The sequence below is a fragment of the Kitasatospora sp. NPDC059803 genome (genome assembly GCF_042732255.1).
Lineage (GTDB): Bacteria > Actinomycetota > Actinomycetes > Streptomycetales > Streptomycetaceae > Kitasatospora.
This window is the reverse complement of record NZ_JBHWIJ010000003.1, coordinates 57,063-73,013: the sequence shown is the minus strand read 5'-3', so window position 1 is coordinate 73,013 and position 15,951 is coordinate 57,063. Positions and strand designations below refer to the sequence as shown.

11 protein-coding genes and 1 pseudogene are annotated in these 15,951 nt (G+C 71.6%); all 12 read right to left on the bottom strand.

The genetic code is table 11. The features are described 5' to 3' along the window. Positions 1–63: 63 nt before the first annotated feature. Positions 64–1,119 (bottom strand): 2-oxoacid:ferredoxin oxidoreductase subunit beta, encoded by a 1,056-nt coding sequence (locus tag ACFV6I_RS01250; RefSeq protein ID WP_063348136.1) that lies wholly within the window; start codon positions 1,117–1,119, stop codon positions 64–66. After that, positions 1,116–3,113, bottom strand: coding sequence for a 2-oxoacid:acceptor oxidoreductase subunit alpha (locus tag ACFV6I_RS01245; RefSeq protein WP_380423205.1), 1,998 nt, complete (start codon positions 3,111–3,113; stop codon positions 1,116–1,118). Before ACFV6I_RS01245 ends, ACFV6I_RS01250 begins: the two co-directional genes overlap by 4 nt. 235 nt (positions 3,114–3,348) lie before the next feature. Next, positions 3,349–4,011 (bottom strand): response regulator transcription factor, encoded by a 663-nt coding sequence (locus tag ACFV6I_RS01240; RefSeq protein WP_063348138.1) that lies wholly within the window; start codon positions 4,009–4,011, stop codon positions 3,349–3,351. Positions 4,012–4,126: 115 nt separating this feature from the next. After that, a complete protein-coding gene (locus ACFV6I_RS01235) occupies positions 4,127–5,137 on the bottom strand; it encodes a polyprenyl synthetase family protein (protein ID WP_063351191.1) in 1,011 nt (336 codons plus the stop codon). 303 nt (positions 5,138–5,440) lie between these two features. Then, positions 5,441–7,063 carry an NADH-quinone oxidoreductase subunit NuoN gene (nuoN, locus tag ACFV6I_RS01230; protein ID WP_380423208.1) on the bottom strand — a complete coding sequence of 541 codons (1,623 nt, stop codon included), beginning with the start codon at positions 7,061–7,063 and terminating at the stop codon, positions 5,441–5,443. 11 nt (positions 7,064–7,074) lie between these two features. Beyond that, a complete protein-coding gene (locus ACFV6I_RS01225; protein WP_380423204.1) occupies positions 7,075–8,709 on the bottom strand; it encodes an NADH-quinone oxidoreductase subunit M in 1,635 nt (544 codons plus the stop codon). Between the two features lie 34 nt (positions 8,710–8,743). Further along, a complete protein-coding gene (nuoL, locus tag ACFV6I_RS01220) occupies positions 8,744–10,639 on the bottom strand; it encodes an NADH-quinone oxidoreductase subunit L (RefSeq protein ID WP_380423203.1) in 1,896 nt (631 codons plus the stop codon). A gap of 13 nt (positions 10,640–10,652) precedes the next feature. Next, the gene (gene nuoK, locus ACFV6I_RS01215) at positions 10,653–10,952 is read right to left on the bottom strand and encodes an NADH-quinone oxidoreductase subunit NuoK (RefSeq protein ID WP_030060110.1); all 300 of its coding nucleotides are present in this window, start codon (positions 10,950–10,952) and stop codon (positions 10,653–10,655) included. Then, positions 10,949–11,962: an NADH-quinone oxidoreductase subunit J gene (locus ACFV6I_RS01210; RefSeq protein ID WP_380423202.1), complete on the bottom strand. Its 1,014-nt coding sequence runs from the start codon at positions 11,960–11,962 to the stop codon at positions 10,949–10,951. Before ACFV6I_RS01210 ends, nuoK begins: the two co-directional genes overlap by 4 nt. Beyond that, the gene (nuoI, locus tag ACFV6I_RS01205) at positions 11,959–12,561 is read right to left on the bottom strand and encodes an NADH-quinone oxidoreductase subunit NuoI (protein WP_363371702.1); all 603 of its coding nucleotides are present in this window, start codon (positions 12,559–12,561) and stop codon (positions 11,959–11,961) included. Before nuoI ends, ACFV6I_RS01210 begins: the two co-directional genes overlap by 4 nt. A 6-nt stretch (positions 12,562–12,567) precedes the next feature. After that, on the bottom strand, positions 12,568–13,896 hold the full coding sequence (gene nuoH / locus ACFV6I_RS01200) for an NADH-quinone oxidoreductase subunit NuoH (RefSeq protein ID WP_380423201.1): 1,329 nt from the start codon (positions 13,894–13,896) through the stop codon (positions 12,568–12,570). After that, positions 13,893–15,827: pseudogene (locus tag ACFV6I_RS01195) on the bottom strand (NADH-quinone oxidoreductase subunit G); the annotation flags it as partial. The pseudogene ACFV6I_RS01195 and the gene nuoH, both read right to left, overlap by 4 nt. Between the last annotated feature and the right edge of the window lie 124 nt (positions 15,828–15,951).

Below are 15,951 nucleotides of genomic sequence, written 5' to 3'. Positions count from 1 at the left end.
CCCTCGGCCGATGGCCGAGGGGGCGCCGCGGTGACCGGACCAGGCCGGACCAGGCCGGACCGGTCAGTCCACCGTCCAGGTGTCGCCGCCCGCCAGCAGCGCGGCCAGGTCGCCCGGCCCGCGATCGGCCTGCGCGGCCGCCAACTGCCCCGCCATCAGCTCGTCGTAGACAGGCCGCCGCACATCGCGCAGGACACCGATCGGGGTGTGGTGCAGGGTGTCGGCGTCGGCGATCCGGGACAGCGCGAAGGCCGCCGTCGGGTTGGCCGCGTGCGCGTCGTGGACCAGCACCCGCGCCTCGTTGTCCGCCGTCACCGGGGCGGTGAACAGCTCGCCGTCCGGGCCGCGGAACACGCCGCCGGCCAGGTCCGCGCCGAAGCGGATCGGCTGGCCATGCTCCAGCCGGATCAGCGCCTCGTCCCGGGTGCCGGGCTGCTTCAAGGCCTCGAACGCGCCGTCGTTGAAGATGTTGCAGTTCTGGTAGATCTCCACCAGCGCGGTGCCCTCGTGCGCGGCCGCCGCCCGCAGCACCGACTGCAGGTGCTGGCGGTCCGAGTCGATCGTCCGGGCGACGAAGGACGCCTCGGCGCCGATCGCCAGCGAGAGCGGGTTGAACGGCGCGTCCAGCGAGCCCATCGGCGTCGACTTGGTGATCTTGCCCAGCTCGCTGGTCGGCGAGTACTGGCCCTTGGTCAGGCCGTAGATCCGGTTGTTGAACAGCAGGATCTTCAGATTGACGTTGCGCCGCAGCGCGTGGATCAGGTGGTTGCCGCCGATGGACAGCGCGTCGCCGTCCCCGGTCACCACCCACACGCTCAGGTCCTGCCGCGCGGACGCCAGCCCGGTCGCGATCGCCGGCGCGCGCCCGTGGATCGAGTGCACCCCGTAGGTGTTCATGTAGTACGGGAAGCGCGAGGAACAGCCGATCCCGGAGACGAACACGGTGTTCTCGCGCTTGATGCCGAGCTCCGGCATGAAGCCCTGCACCGCCGCCAGGACGGCGTAGTCCCCGCAGCCGGGGCACCAGCGCACCTCCTGGTCGGTCTTGAAGTCCCGTGCGCTCTGCGGTTCTTCGGCCTTGGGCACCAGGCGCAGGGAGGGGAAGCCGTTCTCGCTCATCGGTGGTCCTCCTCGTCCAGGGTGCCGATCGCCGCCGACAGCACGTCCGCCAACTGTGCCGCCTTGAACGGCAGTCCACGCACCTGGTTGTAGGACTCCGCGTCCACCAGGTACTTCGCCCGCAACAGCAGCGCGAGCTGGCCGAGGTTCATCTCCGGCACGACGACCTTCTCGTAACTCCTGAGCACCGCACCCAGGTTGGCCGGGAAGGGGTTCAGGTGGCGCAGGTGCGCCTGGGCGACCTCCCCGCCGTCCGCCCGCACCCGCCGCACGGCTGCGGTGATCGGCCCGTACGTCGAACCCCAGCCGAGCACCAGCACCCGCGCCTCGCCGCTCGGGTCGTCGACCTCCACGTCGGGGACGGCGATCCCATCGATCTTCGCCTGCCGGGTGCGGACCATGAAGTCGTGGTTCGCCGGGTCGTAGGAGATGTTCCCCGTCCCGTCCTGCTTCTCGATCCCGCCGATCCGGTGCTCCAGCCCCGGCGTGCCGGGCAGCGCCCACGGCCTGGCCAGGGTCTTCGGATCCCGCAGGTAGGGCCAGAACGAGCCGTCCTCGCGGTTCGGACCGGTCGCGAAGTCCGGGCTGATCAGCGGGAGTTCGTCCACCTCCGGGATCCGCCACGGCTCCGAGCCGTTCGCCAGGTAGCCGTCCGAGAGCAGGAACACCGGCGTCCGGTACGTCACCGCGATCCGCGCCGCCTCCAGCGCCGCGTCGAAGCACTCGGCCGGCGTCGCCGGGGCGACGATCGGCACCGGCGCCTCGCCGTTGCGCCCGAACATCGCCTGCAGCAGGTCCGCCTGCTCCGTCTTGGTCGGCAGGCCGGTGGAGGGGCCGCCGCGCTGAATGTCCACGACCAGCAGCGGCAGTTCCAGCGACACCGCCAGGCCGATCGTCTCGCTCTTCAGCGCCACCCCGGGGCCCGAGGTCGTCGTCACGCCGAGCGCGCCGCCGAAGGACGCGCCGAGCGCGGCGCCGATCCCGGCGATCTCGTCCTCGGCCTGGAAGGTGCGGACCCCGAAGTTCTTGTGCCGGCTCAGCTCGTGCAGGATGTCCGAGGCCGGCGTGATCGGGTACGAGCCCAGGTACAGCGGCAGCCCGGAGCGCTGCGCGGCGGCGATCAGGCCGTAGGAGAGCGCCAGGTTCCCCGAGATGTTGCGGTAGCGCCCGGCCGGGAGCCTGGCCGGCGGCACCTCGTAGGAGACCGCGAAGGTCTCCGTGGTCTCGCCGAAGTTCCAACCCGCCTTGAACGCGCTGATGTTCGCCTCGGCGATCTGCGGCTTCTTCGCGAACTTGCTGCGCAGGAAGGTCTCCGTCCCGTGGGTGGGGCGGTGGTACATCCAGGACAGCAGCCCCAGCGCGAACATGTTCTTGGCCCGCTCGGCGTCCTTGCGCGCCAGCCCGCTGTCCTTCAACGCCTCCAGGGTCAGCGTCGTCAGCGGCACCTTGTGCAGGTGGTAGCCCTCCAGCGAGCCGTCGGCCAGCGGATCCGCCGCGTAACCGACCTTCGCCAGCGCGCGCTTGGTGAACTCGTCCGTGTTGACGATGATCTGCGCGCCGCGCGGCAGGTCCTCCAGGTTCGCCTTCAGCGCCGCCGGGTTCATCGCCACCAGCACGTTCGGCGCGTCCCCCGGGGTGAGGATGTCGTGGTCCGCGAAGTGCAGTTGGAAGCTCGACACGCCCGGCAGCGTCCCGGCGGGCGCCCGGATCTCGGCCGGGAAGTTCGGCAGCGTGGAGAGGTCGTTGCCGAACGACGCCGTCTCCGAGGTGAACCGGTCACCGGTGAGCTGCATGCCGTCACCCGAGTCGCCGGCGAAACGGATGATCACCCGGTCGAGTCGGCGAATCGGCTTGCCATGCCTCGGCGGCGAACCTCCCGGGGCCGTTGGATCGGCGGGCACGGCCGCACCGGGGCGTCCGTCACCACTCCCGGAACGACCACCGTCGCCGTCCGAGCCGTCCACTGCCTCTGACTGATCGACCTGACTGGTCACTGCCGCGGACCTCCTCGAGGGCACACCACCGCGGGCGCGGCCCCGTGCCCCGTCCGCTTGGTGCACCTCCCGCATCCTATGCGCGGGCACTTGATCCCGGACGGAACTCCCACGTGCGGCGGGAAAACACCGGCCCGCGCCCGAACCGCACACGGGGTACAACGTCCGACCGCCGGAGATCATTCCGCGTCCGACGACCGCTCCCCCGGCCCCTGCCTCCGAGCCGCCCGGCCGGCTACGAGTTGAGGTAGGTGAGCACCGCCAGCACCCGGCGGTGGTCCTCCGGGCTCTGCGCCAGGCCCAGCTTCAGGAAGATGTTGCTGACGTGCTTCTCCACCGCGCCGTCCGAGACCACCAGCTGCTTGGCCACCGCGCTGTTGGTGCGGCCCTCCGCCATCAGCCCGAGCACCTCCCGCTCGCGCGGGGTGAGGTTGGCCAGCACATCGCCCTTGCGGCTGCGGCTGAGGAGTTGCTGCACCACCTCCGGGTCCAGCGCGGTGCCGCCGTCGGCGACCCGGACCACCGCGTCCGCGAACTCGCGCACCTCCGCGACCCGGTCCTTCAGCAGGTAGCCGACGCCCCGGGTCGAACCCGCCAGCAGCTCGGAGGCGTACCGCTCCTCCACGAACTGCGACAGCACCAGCACGTTCAGCTCCGGGTAGCGGCCGCGCAGCTCGACGCAGGCGCGCAGGCCCTCGTCGGTGTGGCTCGGCGGCATCCGCACGTCGGAGACCACGACGTCCGGCAGCTGCCCGGCCGCGGCCAGGTCGTGGATGGTCTTCACCAGCGCGGCGCCGTCCCCGACACCCGCCACGACCTCCAGGCCCCGGTCGGTGAGCAGCCGGGTCAGGCCCTCCCGCAGCAGTACGGAGTCCTCGGCTATGACGACACGGCGCATGGTGACCTTCCCGGCAGGGCTGAGCTGACAGAGGCCAGTCTCCCCCATCCGGGCAAACACCCGACCCGCCGTCCGCGGATCCGCCGTCCGGGGGCCACCGCCCGCCGCGCCCCGGTCACATGGTCCGGATCGCCACCGCGTCGCAGAGCCCCTCCAGGGCCGCCTTCGCCGCGCAGTCCGGCAGCGGGGCGAGCAGCGCCCGGGCGTCCTCGGCCTGGCGCAGCGTCTCCCGGCGGGCGCGCTCCAGCGCGGGGTGGCGGCGCAGCAGCCGCAGCGCCTCGGCGTGCAGTTCGTCGTCGGCGAGGTCCAGGGTGAGCAGTTCGCGCAGCCGGGTGTCGGCCGGGTCGGCGGGGTCGGCCGGCATCTGCTCCAGCAGCAGGGTCGGCAGGGTCGGCACGCCCTCGCGCAGGTCGGTGCCGGGGGTCTTGCCGGACTCCTGGCCGTCGCTGGCGATGTCCAGCACGTCGTCGGCCAGCTGGAAGGCGATGCCGATCCGCTCGCCGAACTCGCTGAGGGTGTCCACCATCCACGACTCGGCGCCGGCCATCAGTGCTCCTATCCGGCAGGAGACCGCGATCAGCGAACCGGTCTTGCCGGCCAGCACGTCGAGGTAGTGCAGCAGCGGGTCGCCGTCCGGGCCGGGGCCGCGGGTCTCCAGGATCTGGCCGGTGACCAGCCGCTCGAAGGCGTCGGCCTGCATCCGCACCGCCTCGGGGCCGAGGTCGGCGAGCACCTGGGAGGCGCGGGAGAACAGGAAGTCGCCGGTGAGGATGGCCACCGAGTTGTCCCAGCGGGAGTTGGCGCTGGGGGCGCCGCGGCGCACCGGGGCCTCGTCCATGACGTCGTCGTGGTACAGGGTCGCCAGGTGGGTGAGCTCGACGACGACGGCGGCCGGCACCACCCCGGGCGCCCCCGGGTCGCCGAACTGCGCCGCCAGCAGCAGCAGCAGCGGGCGGAAGCGCTTGCCGCCGGCCTCGATGAGGTGACTGGCGGTGATGGTGATGAACGGGACGTCGCTCTTGACGGCCTCGGCGAGAGCCGTCTCCACCGCGTCCAGTCCGGCCTGAACGTCCCGGGTCAGGTCGCGGTCCTGCACGCTGAGCCCGAAGGGTCCCACGACGGTCACGAAGACCACTCCTCTGTCCCTGGTCGATCTAGCGGCCTGGTCCCTGAGTGCCGCCGCTGGCCATACAGGCAGGGTATCCGGTCACGAGTGGATCACTGCACGGGCGTGCGGATCCTGTCATGATCGGGCCGGATGCCCTGGTCAGGGCGGCTGTGGGGGCAGTACTGCGGTGGGGGCGAATTCAGCTGGAAAACACGGGCCGGAGCCCCTGCGCCGGCAGGCCGGCGGCAAACGCGCGTCCGGACCGCGCGCCGAGGGCGCGGCCCGGACGGGCCCGGGGCGGCGGCGCCGCCCCGGCAGCGGTCAGCGGACGAACAGCGCGGCCTTCGACGCCAGGTCCAGGAAGTACTGCGGCAGCAGGCCGAGACCCAGCGTGACCAGCACCCCCACCCCGATCGCGGTCGCCGTGAAGGCGCTCGGGATCGCCACCGTCGGGCCGCCCGGCTTCGGGTCGGAGAAGAACATCAGCACGATGACCCGGATGTAGAAGAACGCGGCCACCGCCGAGCTCAGCACACCCACGATCACCAGCGGCGTCGCCCCGCCGGCCGCCGCCGCCTGGAACACCGCGAACTTCCCGGTGAACCCGGAGGTCAGCGGGATCCCGGCGAAGGCCAGCAGGAACAGCGCGAACACCGCCGCCACCAGCGGCGAGCGCCGGCCCAGCCCGGCCCAGCTGGACAGGTGGGTCGCCTCGCCCTTGGAGTCGCGCACCAGGGTGACCACGGCGAACGCGCCGAGCGTCACGAAGGAGTACGACAGCAGGTAGAACAGCACCGAGGACAGGCCCTGCTTGTTGGTGGCGATCACGCCCGTGAGGATGAACCCGGCGTGCGCGATCGAGGAGTACGCCAACAGCCGCTTGACGTCCTGCTGGGTGACCGCCAGCACCGCGCCCACCACCATGGTGAGGATCGCCACCCCCCACAGCACCGGCCGCCAGTCCAGCCGCAGGCCCGGGAAGGCCACGTAGAACAGCCGCAGGAACGCCCCGAAGGCCGCGACCTTCGTCGCCGCCGCCATGAAACCGGTCACCGGGGTCGGCGCGCCCTGGTACACGTCCGGGGTCCAGGAGTGGAACGGCACCGCGCCGACCTTGAACAGCAGGCCGACCGCGAGCATCGCCAGGCCGATCAGCAGCAGCGCGTCACTCTGGGTGCTGCTCAGCTGCGCCGGGGTGGTCATCGCCTTGCCGGAGATCACGTCCGAGATGTCGCCGAGCTTCACGCTGCCCGCGTAGCCGTACAGCAGCGCGGTGCCGAACAGGAAGAACGCCGAGGCGAAGGCGCCCAGCAGGAAGTACTTGACGGCCGCCTCCTGGGAGAGCAGCCGGCGGCGCCGGGCCAGCGCGCAGAGCAGGTACAGCGGGAGGGAGAAGACCTCCAGCGCCACGAACATCGTCAGCAGGTCGTTGGCCGCGGGGAACAGCAGCATCCCGCCGACCGCGAACATGGTGAGCGGGAAGACCTCGCTGGTGGCGAAGCCCGCCCGGACCGCGGCCCGCTCCTGCTCGCCGCCGGGGGTGGCGGCGGCCTGGGCCGCGAAGGCGTCGGCGGGCAGGCCGCCCACCGTGGGCTCCAGCTTCCGTTCGGCGTAGGTGAGCACCGCGACGACGGCGACCAGCAGGATCACGCCTTGCAGGAACAGCGCCGGGCCGTCCAGCGCGACCGACTCCATGGCCAGCAGGTCGACCCGGGTGGAGCCGAAGCCCTGGGAGGCCAGCACCACCACGGCGACGAAGGAGCCGATCAGCCCGGCCAGGGCGAGCGACACCTGCGTCCAGTGCCGGTACCGGCGGGGCACGAAGGCCTCCACCAGGATGCCGGCCACGGCGGCGCCGAACACCACCAGCATCGGGGAGAGCTGGCCGTACTCCAGGTGCGGCGCCGGGATGCTGGCGGTGTTGCCGCCGGCGGCGGCGAGCATGCCGGTGGTGCTCACTTCTGCTCACCTCCTGAGGTGGCGGCGACCGGGTGGGCCGGCGCCGGGTCGGTCTCGTGGACCTGCGAGAGCGTCGCGTTCACCGAGGGGTTGACCAGGTCGGTGAGCGGCTTGGGGTAGACGCCGAGCAGGATGGTCAGCGCCACCAGCGGGGCGACCACGGCCAGTTCGCGGACCTTGAGGTCGGGCATCCCGCCGACGCCGGCCTTCACCGGGCCGGTCATGGTGCGCTGGTACAGCAGCAGGGCGTACAGCGCGGCCAGCACGATGCCGAAGGTCGCCACGATGCCGATCGCCGGATAGCGGGTGAACGTGCCCACCAGCACCAGGAACTCACTGACGAACGGGGCCAGCCCGGGCAGCGACAGGGTCGCCAGACCGCCGACCAGGAACGTCCCGGCGAGCACCGGCGCGACCTTCTGCACCCCGCCGTAGTCGGCGATCAGCCGCGAACCGCGACGGGAGATCAGGAAGCCCGCCACCAGCATCCACGCGGCGGTGGAGATGCCGTGGTTGACCATGTAGAGGGTGGCGCCGCTCTGGCCCTGGCTGGTCAGCGCGAAGATGCCCATGATGATGAAGCCGAAGTGCGAGATCGACGCGTAGGCGACCAGCCGCTTGATGTCCTTCTGGCCGACCGCCAGCAGCGCGCCGTAGATGATCCCGATCACCGACAGGACCAGGATCGCCGGGGCGAAGGTCTTCGAGGCGTGCGGGAACAGCCCGAGGCAGAAGCGCAGCATCGCGAAGGTGCCGACCTTGTCCACCACGGCGGTGATCAGCACGGCGGTGCCGGCGGTGGCCTCGCCCATCGCGTTCGGCAGCCAGGTGTGCAGCGGCCACAGCGGGGCCTTCACCGCGAAGGCGAAAAAGAAGCCCAGGAACAGCGCCTTCTCGGCGGTGCCGGACAGCTGCAGCTTGCCGTCGGCGATCGCCGAGGTGAGGGTCTGGAGGTCGAAGGTGCCGAAGCCCTGGTCCTGCGCGATCACGTACAGGCCGATCACGGCGGCCAGCATCACCAGGCCGCCGAGCAGGTTGTAGAGCAGGAACTTCACGGCCGCGTACGAGCGCTGGCGCGCCGCGTCGGGGCCGCCGGCCCGGTCGCCGAAGCCGCCGATCAGGAAGTACATCGGGATCAGCATGGCTTCGAAGAACACGTAGAAGAGGAAGACGTCGGTGGCGTAGAAGGAGACGACCACCATCGCCTCCACCGCCAGGATCAGGGCGAAGAAGCCCTGGGTGCGGCGCCTGCCCTCAAAAGTGTCGGGGGCGAAGGTGCCGTCGGGGCCGGCCGGCCCCGGGTCGGCGTCGTGCCAGGAGGCCAGCATCACCACCGGCACCAGGACGGCGGTGAGCAGGGCGAGGACAGCGCCGATGCCGTCCACGCCGAGCGAGAAGGTGATGCCGAAGGAGCGGATCCAGCTGTACGACTCGGTCAGCTGGTAGCGGTCGCCGTGCGGGTCGAAGCGGGTCGCCACCACGGCGGCCAGCACCAGGGTGACGGCCGAGACGCCCAGGGCGACGGCCTTGGTGGTCGAGCGGCGGCGCTCGGTCGACCCGGCGGGCAGCGCGGCGGTCAGCACCGCGCCGGCCGCCGGGACGGCACAGGTGGCGGTCAACAACGCGCTCATGGCCGCACCCCCCACGTGGAATCTGCGCGAGTCATCAGACGGACCTCATCAGGAGAGTCGTGGCGACCAGCACCAGCGTGCCGCCGAACATGGAGAGCGCGTACGAGCGGACGAAGCCGTTCTGGATCCGCCGCAGCCGACTGGACACCCCGCCGATGGTGGCGGCCAGGCCGTTGACGAAGCCGTCCAGGCCGCGGCTGTCGAAGTAGACCAGCGTCGCGGTGAGCGCCGAGCCCGGGCGGACCAGGACGGCGTGGTTGAAGTCGTCCTGGAGCAGGTCGCGGCGGGCGGCCCGGGTGAGCGGGGAGCCGACCGGCGCCACCACGGGGACGGCGGAGCGCCCGTACATCAGGTACGAGACGAGGACGCCGGCCAGCATGCAGGCCGTGGTGAGCACGGTGACCACCAGCGGGGCGAGCGGCGAGTTGCCCTCGGAGTGTCCGGTGACGGGCTCCAGCCAGGTCAGGAACGAGTCGTTGAAGGCGAACAGCCCGCCCGCGAAGACCGAGCCGAAGGCCAGCAGGACCATCGGGATGGTCATGGTCTTCGGGGACTCGTGCGGGTGCGGGGCGTTGCCGTCGGCGTCCGGCTGCCAGCGCTTCTCTCCGAAGAAGGTCAGCAGCATCACCCGGGTCATGTAGAACGCGGTGACGGCGGCGCCGGTCAGCGCGCACAGGCCGAGGATCCAGCCCTCGGTGCCGCCCTTGGCGAAGGCCGCCTCGATGATCTTGTCCTTGGAGAAGAAGCCGGACAGACCGGGGAAGCCGATGATCGCCAGGTAGCCGAGGCCGAAGGTGACGAAGGTGACCGGCATGAACTTGCGTAGGCCGCCGTAGTGACGCATGTTCACCTCGTCGTTCATGCCGTGCATGACCGACCCGGCGCCGAGGAACAGCCCGGCCTTGAAGAAGCCGTGCGTCACCAGGTGCATGATCGCGAAGGCGTAGCCGATCGGGCCGAGCCCGGCCGCCAGCACCATGTAGCCGATCTGCGACATCGTCGACCCGGCCAGCGCCTTCTTGATGTCGTCCTTCGCGCAACCGACGATCGCACCGAACAGCAGCGTGACCGCGCCGACCACCACCACGGCGGTCTGCGCGTCCGGCGCCAGGTCGAAGATCGCCGACGAGCGGGTGATCAGGTAGACGCCGGCGGTCACCATGGTGGCCGCGTGGATCAGCGCCGACACCGGGGTCGGGCCCTCCATCGCGTCGCCCAGCCAGGACTGCAGCGGCACCTGCGCCGACTTGCCGCAGGCCGCCAGCAGCAGCATCAGGCCGATCGCCGTCAGCTTGCCCTCGCTCGCCTGCGCCGCCCCACCGAAGACCGGTTGGAAGGCGAAGGAGCCGAACTCGGTGAACATCAGCATGATCGCGATCGACAGGCCCAGGTCACCGACCCGGTTGACGATGAACGCCTTCTTCGCCGCCGTCGCCGCGCTCGGCTTGTGCTGCCAGAAACCGATCAGCAGGTACGAGGCGAGGCCCACGCCCTCCCAACCGAAGTACAGCAGCAGGTAGTTGTCGGCGACCACCAGCAGCAGCATGGCGGCCAGGAACAGGTTCAGGTACGCGAAGAAGCGGCGCCGGCGCTCGTCGTGCGCCATGTAGCCCACCGAGTACAGGTGGATCAGCGTGCCGACACCGGTGATCAGCAGGACGAAGGTCATCGACAACTGGTCGAGCCGGAACGACATGTCGGCCTGGAACCCGTTCACCGGGATCCAGCTGAACAGGTGTTGGGTGACGGCCCGGTGCTCGGCCTCGCGGCCCAGCATGTCCCAGAACAGCGCCAGGCCGAAGCCGAACGAGAGCGCCGCGAGGGCGGTGGCCAGCCAGTGGCCGAAGCGGTCCAGCGCGCGGCCGCCGAGCAGGAGCAGGGCGGCGCCGGCCAGCGGGGCCGCCACCAGCAGCGGAATGAGAGAGTTCACCGAGGCCCTCCGCCTACAGCTTCATCAGATTGCTGTCGTCGACCGAAGCGGAGTGCCTGGTCCGGAAGATGGAGACGATGATGGCGAGGCCGACCACGACCTCGGCCGCCGCGACCACCATCGTGAAGAACGCGATGATCTGACCGTCCAGGGTGCCGTGCAGCCTGGAGAAGGTCACCAGGGCGAGGTTCGAGGCGTTCAGCATCAGCTCCACGCACATGAACAGCACGATCGCGTTGCGCCGGATCAGCACTCCGGCCGCGCCGATGGTGAACAACAGGGCCGCGAGGTACAGGTAGTTGACCGGGTTCACTCCGCTCCCCCCTCGTCGGCGCGGCCGTTCAGGCCGTCCTTGCCGTTAAGGCCGTCCTTGGCGTTCAGACCGCCGTTGGCATTCAGACCGCCGTTGACGTTCAGACCGTTCGGACCGTTCGGACCGCCGTTGCCGTCCTTGCCGTTCACCGACGCCGGCACCGGCTCCAGCGACTTGCGCGGTCCGGAGACCGCCGGCCGCTCGGACGACGGCCGGCCCAGCCAGTCCGCCGTGGTGTTCTCCAGCTCGGCCATCCGCCGCAGCATCTCCTGACTGACGTCCCGGACCTGGCCGCGCTCGCGCAGCGTCGCCATCACCGAGTCCTCGGCGATCGTGCCGTCCGGCAGCAGCGCCGGAACGTCCACCGCGTTGTGCCGCGCGTACACGCCCGGCGCCGGCAGCGGCGGCAGCTGGAGGTTGTCCACGACCCGCTGGGCGGCCAGCTCGCGCTGCGTCTTCGGCGCCTTCACGTGCTCGCGGTGGGTCAGCACCATCGCACCGATCGCCGCGGTGATCAGCAGCGCGCCGGTGACCTCGAACGCCCACACGTACCGGGTGAAGATCAGCCGGGCCAGGCCCGGTACATTGCCCTCGGCGTTCGCCTCGGACAGGCCGGTGAAGTGGTCCAGCCGCGCGTTGGCGATCCCGGCGATCAGCAGCACGCCGAAGCCCAGCCCGCACAGCACCGCGGCGACCCGCTGGCCCTTCAGCTGCTCCTTCAGGGAGTCCTCGCTGGTGACGCCGACCAGCATCACCACGAACAGGAACAGCATCATGATCGCGCCGGTGTACACGACGATCTGCACCACGCCCAGGAACACCGCGCCCTGCGCCATGTAACAGACCGCCAGCGCCATCATCGTGGCCGCCAGGCACAGCGCGCTGTGCACGGCCTTGCGCATCAGCACCATACCGAGCGCGCCGCCGACCGCGAGCACCGCGAGCACCCAGAACTGGACGGCCTCCCCGACGGAGGTCGTCCCGGTCGCGGCCAGGTTGAGGGAGGTCACTGCTGGACCTCCCGCTCCCGGTCGGTGCGCTCCTGCTGGACCGTCCCGGGCGCCGCCGCGGTGATCTCGCCCCGGTAGTACGCGCCCTCGTCGGCGCCCGGGAAGATCGAGTGCGGGGAGTCCACCATGCCCTCGGACAGGCCGACCAGCAGCTGCTCCTTGGTGAAGATCAGGTCCCGGCGCGAGGAGTCGGCCAGCTCGTACTCGTTGGTCATGGTGAGCGCGCGGGTCGGACAGGCCTCGATGCACAGCCCGCACAGGATGCAGCGGGCGTAGTTGATCTGGTAGACCGCGCCGTAGCGCTCGCCCGGCGAGTAGCGCTCCTCCTCCCGGTTGTCCGCGCCCTCCACGTAGATGGCGTCGGCCGGACAGGCCCACGCGCACAGCTCGCAGCCGATGCACTTCTCCAGGCCGTCCGGGTGCCGGTTCAGCTGGTGGCGGCCGTGGAAGCGCGGAGCGGTGGGCTTCTTCTGCTCCGGGTACTGCTCGGTGAGCCGCTTCTTGAACATGGCCTTGAAGGTCACGCCGAAGCCGGCGGCCGGGCCGAGGATCGACGGCTTGTCGGGCCGTTCGGCCCGTTCCGTCTGGTCGGACGACATCTCGGTTCAGCTCCCTTCGGTATGGTCGGCCCCGTTGAGGGCTTCCTGGAGTTGCTTCGGGGCCCGGCTGCGCCGGCGCGGCACCGGCGGGAGCTCCTGCCCGGGCAGCGGGGGCACCGGGTAGCCGCCCGCCATCGGGTCGAACTCCCCCTTCGGCAGGGTTGGTTCGGGCTCGGGTTCCTTCTTCAGGAAGTCCCGCAGCAGGGCGAGCAGCAGGATCGCCCCGACCGGCGCGCCGACGTACAGCACCACCTCGCCGAAGCCGTAGCCCTCGTTGCGCAGCGCCCGCACGCTCGCGATCAGCACCAGCCACACCAGCGAGACCGGGATCAGCACCTTCCAGCCCAGCTTCATGAACTGGTCGTAGCGGAACCGGGGCAGCGTGCCGCGCAGCCAGATGAAGAAGAACAGCAGCAGCTGGATCTTCAGCGTGATCCACAGCATCGGCCACCAGCCGTGGTTGGCGCCCTCCCAGAAGGTCGACACCGGCCACGGGGCCCGCCAGCCGCCCAGGAACAGGGTGGAGGCCACCGCCGAGACGGTCACCATGTTGACGTACTCGGCCAGCATGAACATCGCGAACTTCAGCGAGGAGTACTCGGTGTTGAAGCCGCCGACCAGCTCGCCCTCGGCCTCCGGGAGGTCGAACGGCGCCCGGTTGGTCTCACCCACCATCGCGATGATGTACACGATGAACGACACCGGCAGCAGCGCCGCGAACCAGGTCGGCTGCTGGTGCGCCACGATCTCCGAGGTCGACATCGACCCCGAGTAGATGAACACCGCCGCGAAGGACAGACCCATCGCGATCTCGTAGCTGACCATCTGCGCGGCCGAGCGCAGCCCGCCCAGCAGCGGGTACGTCGAACCGGACGACCAGCCGGCCAGCACGATGCCGTAGATGCCGATCGAGGCCGTCGCCAGGATGTACAGCAGCGCCACCGGGAAGTCGGTCAGCTGCATCGCCGTCCGGGTGCCGAAGATCGACACCTCGTTGCCGGCCGGCCCGAACGGGATCACCGCGAAGGCCATGAACGCCGGGACGGCGCAGACGATCGGGGCCAGGATGTAGACCACCTTGTCCGCGCCCTTGACCACCAGGTCTTCCTTGAGCGCCAGCTTCACGCCGTCCGCCAGGGACTGCAGCATCCCCCACGGCCCGTGCCGGTTCGGCCCGATGCGCAGCTGCATCCAGGCCACCACCTTGCGCTCCCAGACGATCGCGATCAGCACCGTCAGGACCAGGAAGCCGAAGCAGAACACCGCCTTCAGCAGCACCATCCACCACGGGTCCTGCCCGAAGAAGTGGAGCGTCTCGTACGGCTGCGGAGTCATCGCTCCTCCCCTTCAGTGCCCGCGTCGCCCGCCGCGGCCTCGGCCCGGACGGCCGGCTCGGGGGCGGCCACGGCGATCGTGACCAGATGGCCGACGGTGGTGCCGAGCGCGCGGTGGGCACCGCCCGGCGTGGAGTTGAGCGGGATCCAGACCGTGCGGTCCGGGATCGAGTCGGTGACCTCCAGCGGCAGGGTCAGCGAGCCGGCCGGGCCGGTCAGCCGCAGCGCCCCGCCCGCCTCGGCGCCGGTGTCCTTCGCGCCGATCTCCTTCGCGGTGGCCGGCGAGACCCGGGCCACCGCCCGGTGCCGGGTGCCCGCCAGGTGCGGATCGCCCTGCTGCAACGTGCCGTTGTCCAGCAGCTGGCGCCAACCCGCCAGCACCGCCTGGCCGGTGGCCGGGCGGGGCAGCACGCCGGGGTGCGCGGCCGGGTCCGCGGACCGGTCACCCGCCCACGGGGTGAAGTGGTCCAGCTCCAGCCGGGCCGCCCGGACGTCCGGCAGACCCAAGCGGTGGCCCAGCGCCTCCGCCAGCATGGTCAGCACCCGCAGGTCCGGGTACAGATGGCGGCCCATCTGCTGATCGGGCTTGAGCGCCGCCTCGAACATCCGCAGCCGGCCCTCCCAGTCCAGGAAGGCACCGGCCTTCTCCGCCACCGCCGCCACCGGCAGCACCACGTCCGCGCGCGCCGTCACCGCGGAGGGCCGCAGCTCCAGCGACACCACGAACGGCACCGCCGCCAGCGCCGCGTCGGCCAGCGCCGGATCCGGCAGGTCGTCCGGGTCGACGCCGCCGACCAGCAGCGCGTCCAGCTCACCGTGCGCCGCGGCCGTCAGGATCTGCTCGGTGTCCCGGCCCGGCCCGGACGGCAGCTCCGCCACCCCCCACACCCCGGCGGCCTCCGCCCGGGCGGCCGGAGCCGCCACCGGACGGCCGCCGGGCAGCAGCCCCGGCAGCAGGCCCGCCTCGACCGCACCGCGCTCACCCGCCCGGCGAGGCACCCACGCCAGCCGGGCGCCGGTCGCGTGCGCCAGCCGCAGCACCGCCGTCAGCGCGCCCGGGGCCGCGGCCAGCCGCTCGCCCACCAGGATCACCGCGCCCGGGCCGCGCAGCAGCTCGGCGGCCCGCCCGGCCTCGTCGTTCAGCGGCTCGTCGGCGGCCAGCGCGGCGAACCACTCCGCCTCCGTGCCCGGGGCCGCCGGCAGCAGCGCGCCACGCAGCTTGGCCAGGCCCCGGGAGGCGAACGCCGCCACCGAGTACACCTTCAGGCCCCGGTCGCGGCTCGCCTTGCGCAGCCGCAGGAAGACGATCGGCGACTCCTCCTCCGGCTCGAAGCCCGCCAGCAGCACCGCCGGAGCCTGCTCCAGCTGCTCGTAGGTGAGGCCCTCGCCGTCCACGTCCACCCCGCGCCCGGCGACGGCGGCGGCCAGGAAGTCCGCCTCCTCTCCGCTGTGCGGGCGGGCCCGGAAGTCCACGTCGTTGGTGCCGAGCACCACCCGCGCGAACTTCCCGTACGCATAGGCGTCCTCGACGGTCACCCGGCCACCGGTCAGCACCCCGGCGCGGACGCCGCGCAGTCCCTCGGCGGCCCGGGCCAGCGCCTCCGGCCAGGAGACGGGCACCAGCTCGCCGTCCACCCGCACCAGCGGGGTCGCGATCCGGTCCCGCTGCTGGGCGTAGCGGAACGCGAACCGGCCCTTGTCGCAGTTCCACTCCTCGTTGACCGCCGGGTCCTCGCCCGCCAGCCGGCGCAGCACCTTGCCGCGCCGGTGGTCGGTGCGCTGGGCGCAGCCCGCGGAGCAGTGCTCGCACACGCTCGGCGAGGAGACCAGGTCGAACGGGCGGGAGCGGAAACGGTAGGCCGCCGACGTCAGGGCGCCCACCGGGCAGATCTGGATGGTGTTCCCGGAGAAGTACGAGTCGAGCGGCTCGTCGTCCCCGGTGCCGGGGGGGGGGGGGGGGGCCGCGGGGCGCCGGTGGGGTGTAAGGGGCACCCCGAGGGGGGGAGGGGAGGGGGGGGGGGGGCCCCCCCCCCACCCCCCCACCCCCAACCCCCAC

What these genes read in the sequence shown, in the direction of transcription:
- ACFV6I_RS01225 (WP_380423204.1), bottom strand. Translation starts at nt 8,709, where the DNA reads ATGAGCGCGTTGTTGACCGCCACCTGTGCCGTCCCGGCGGCCGGCGCG.
- nuoN (WP_380423208.1), bottom strand. Translation starts at nt 7,063, where the DNA reads ATGCTCGCCGCCGCCGGCGGCAACACCGCCAGCATCCCGGCGCCGCAC.
- ACFV6I_RS01240 (WP_063348138.1), bottom strand. Translation starts at nt 4,011, where the DNA reads ATGCGCCGTGTCGTCATAGCCGAGGACTCCGTACTGCTGCGGGAGGGC.
- ACFV6I_RS01250 (WP_063348136.1), bottom strand. Translation starts at nt 1,119, where the DNA reads ATGAGCGAGAACGGCTTCCCCTCCCTGCGCCTGGTGCCCAAGGCCGAA.
- nuoI (WP_363371702.1), bottom strand. Translation starts at nt 12,561, where the DNA reads ATGTCGTCCGACCAGACGGAACGGGCCGAACGGCCCGACAAGCCGTCG.
- nuoH (WP_380423201.1), bottom strand. Translation starts at nt 13,896, where the DNA reads ATGACTCCGCAGCCGTACGAGACGCTCCACTTCTTCGGGCAGGACCCG.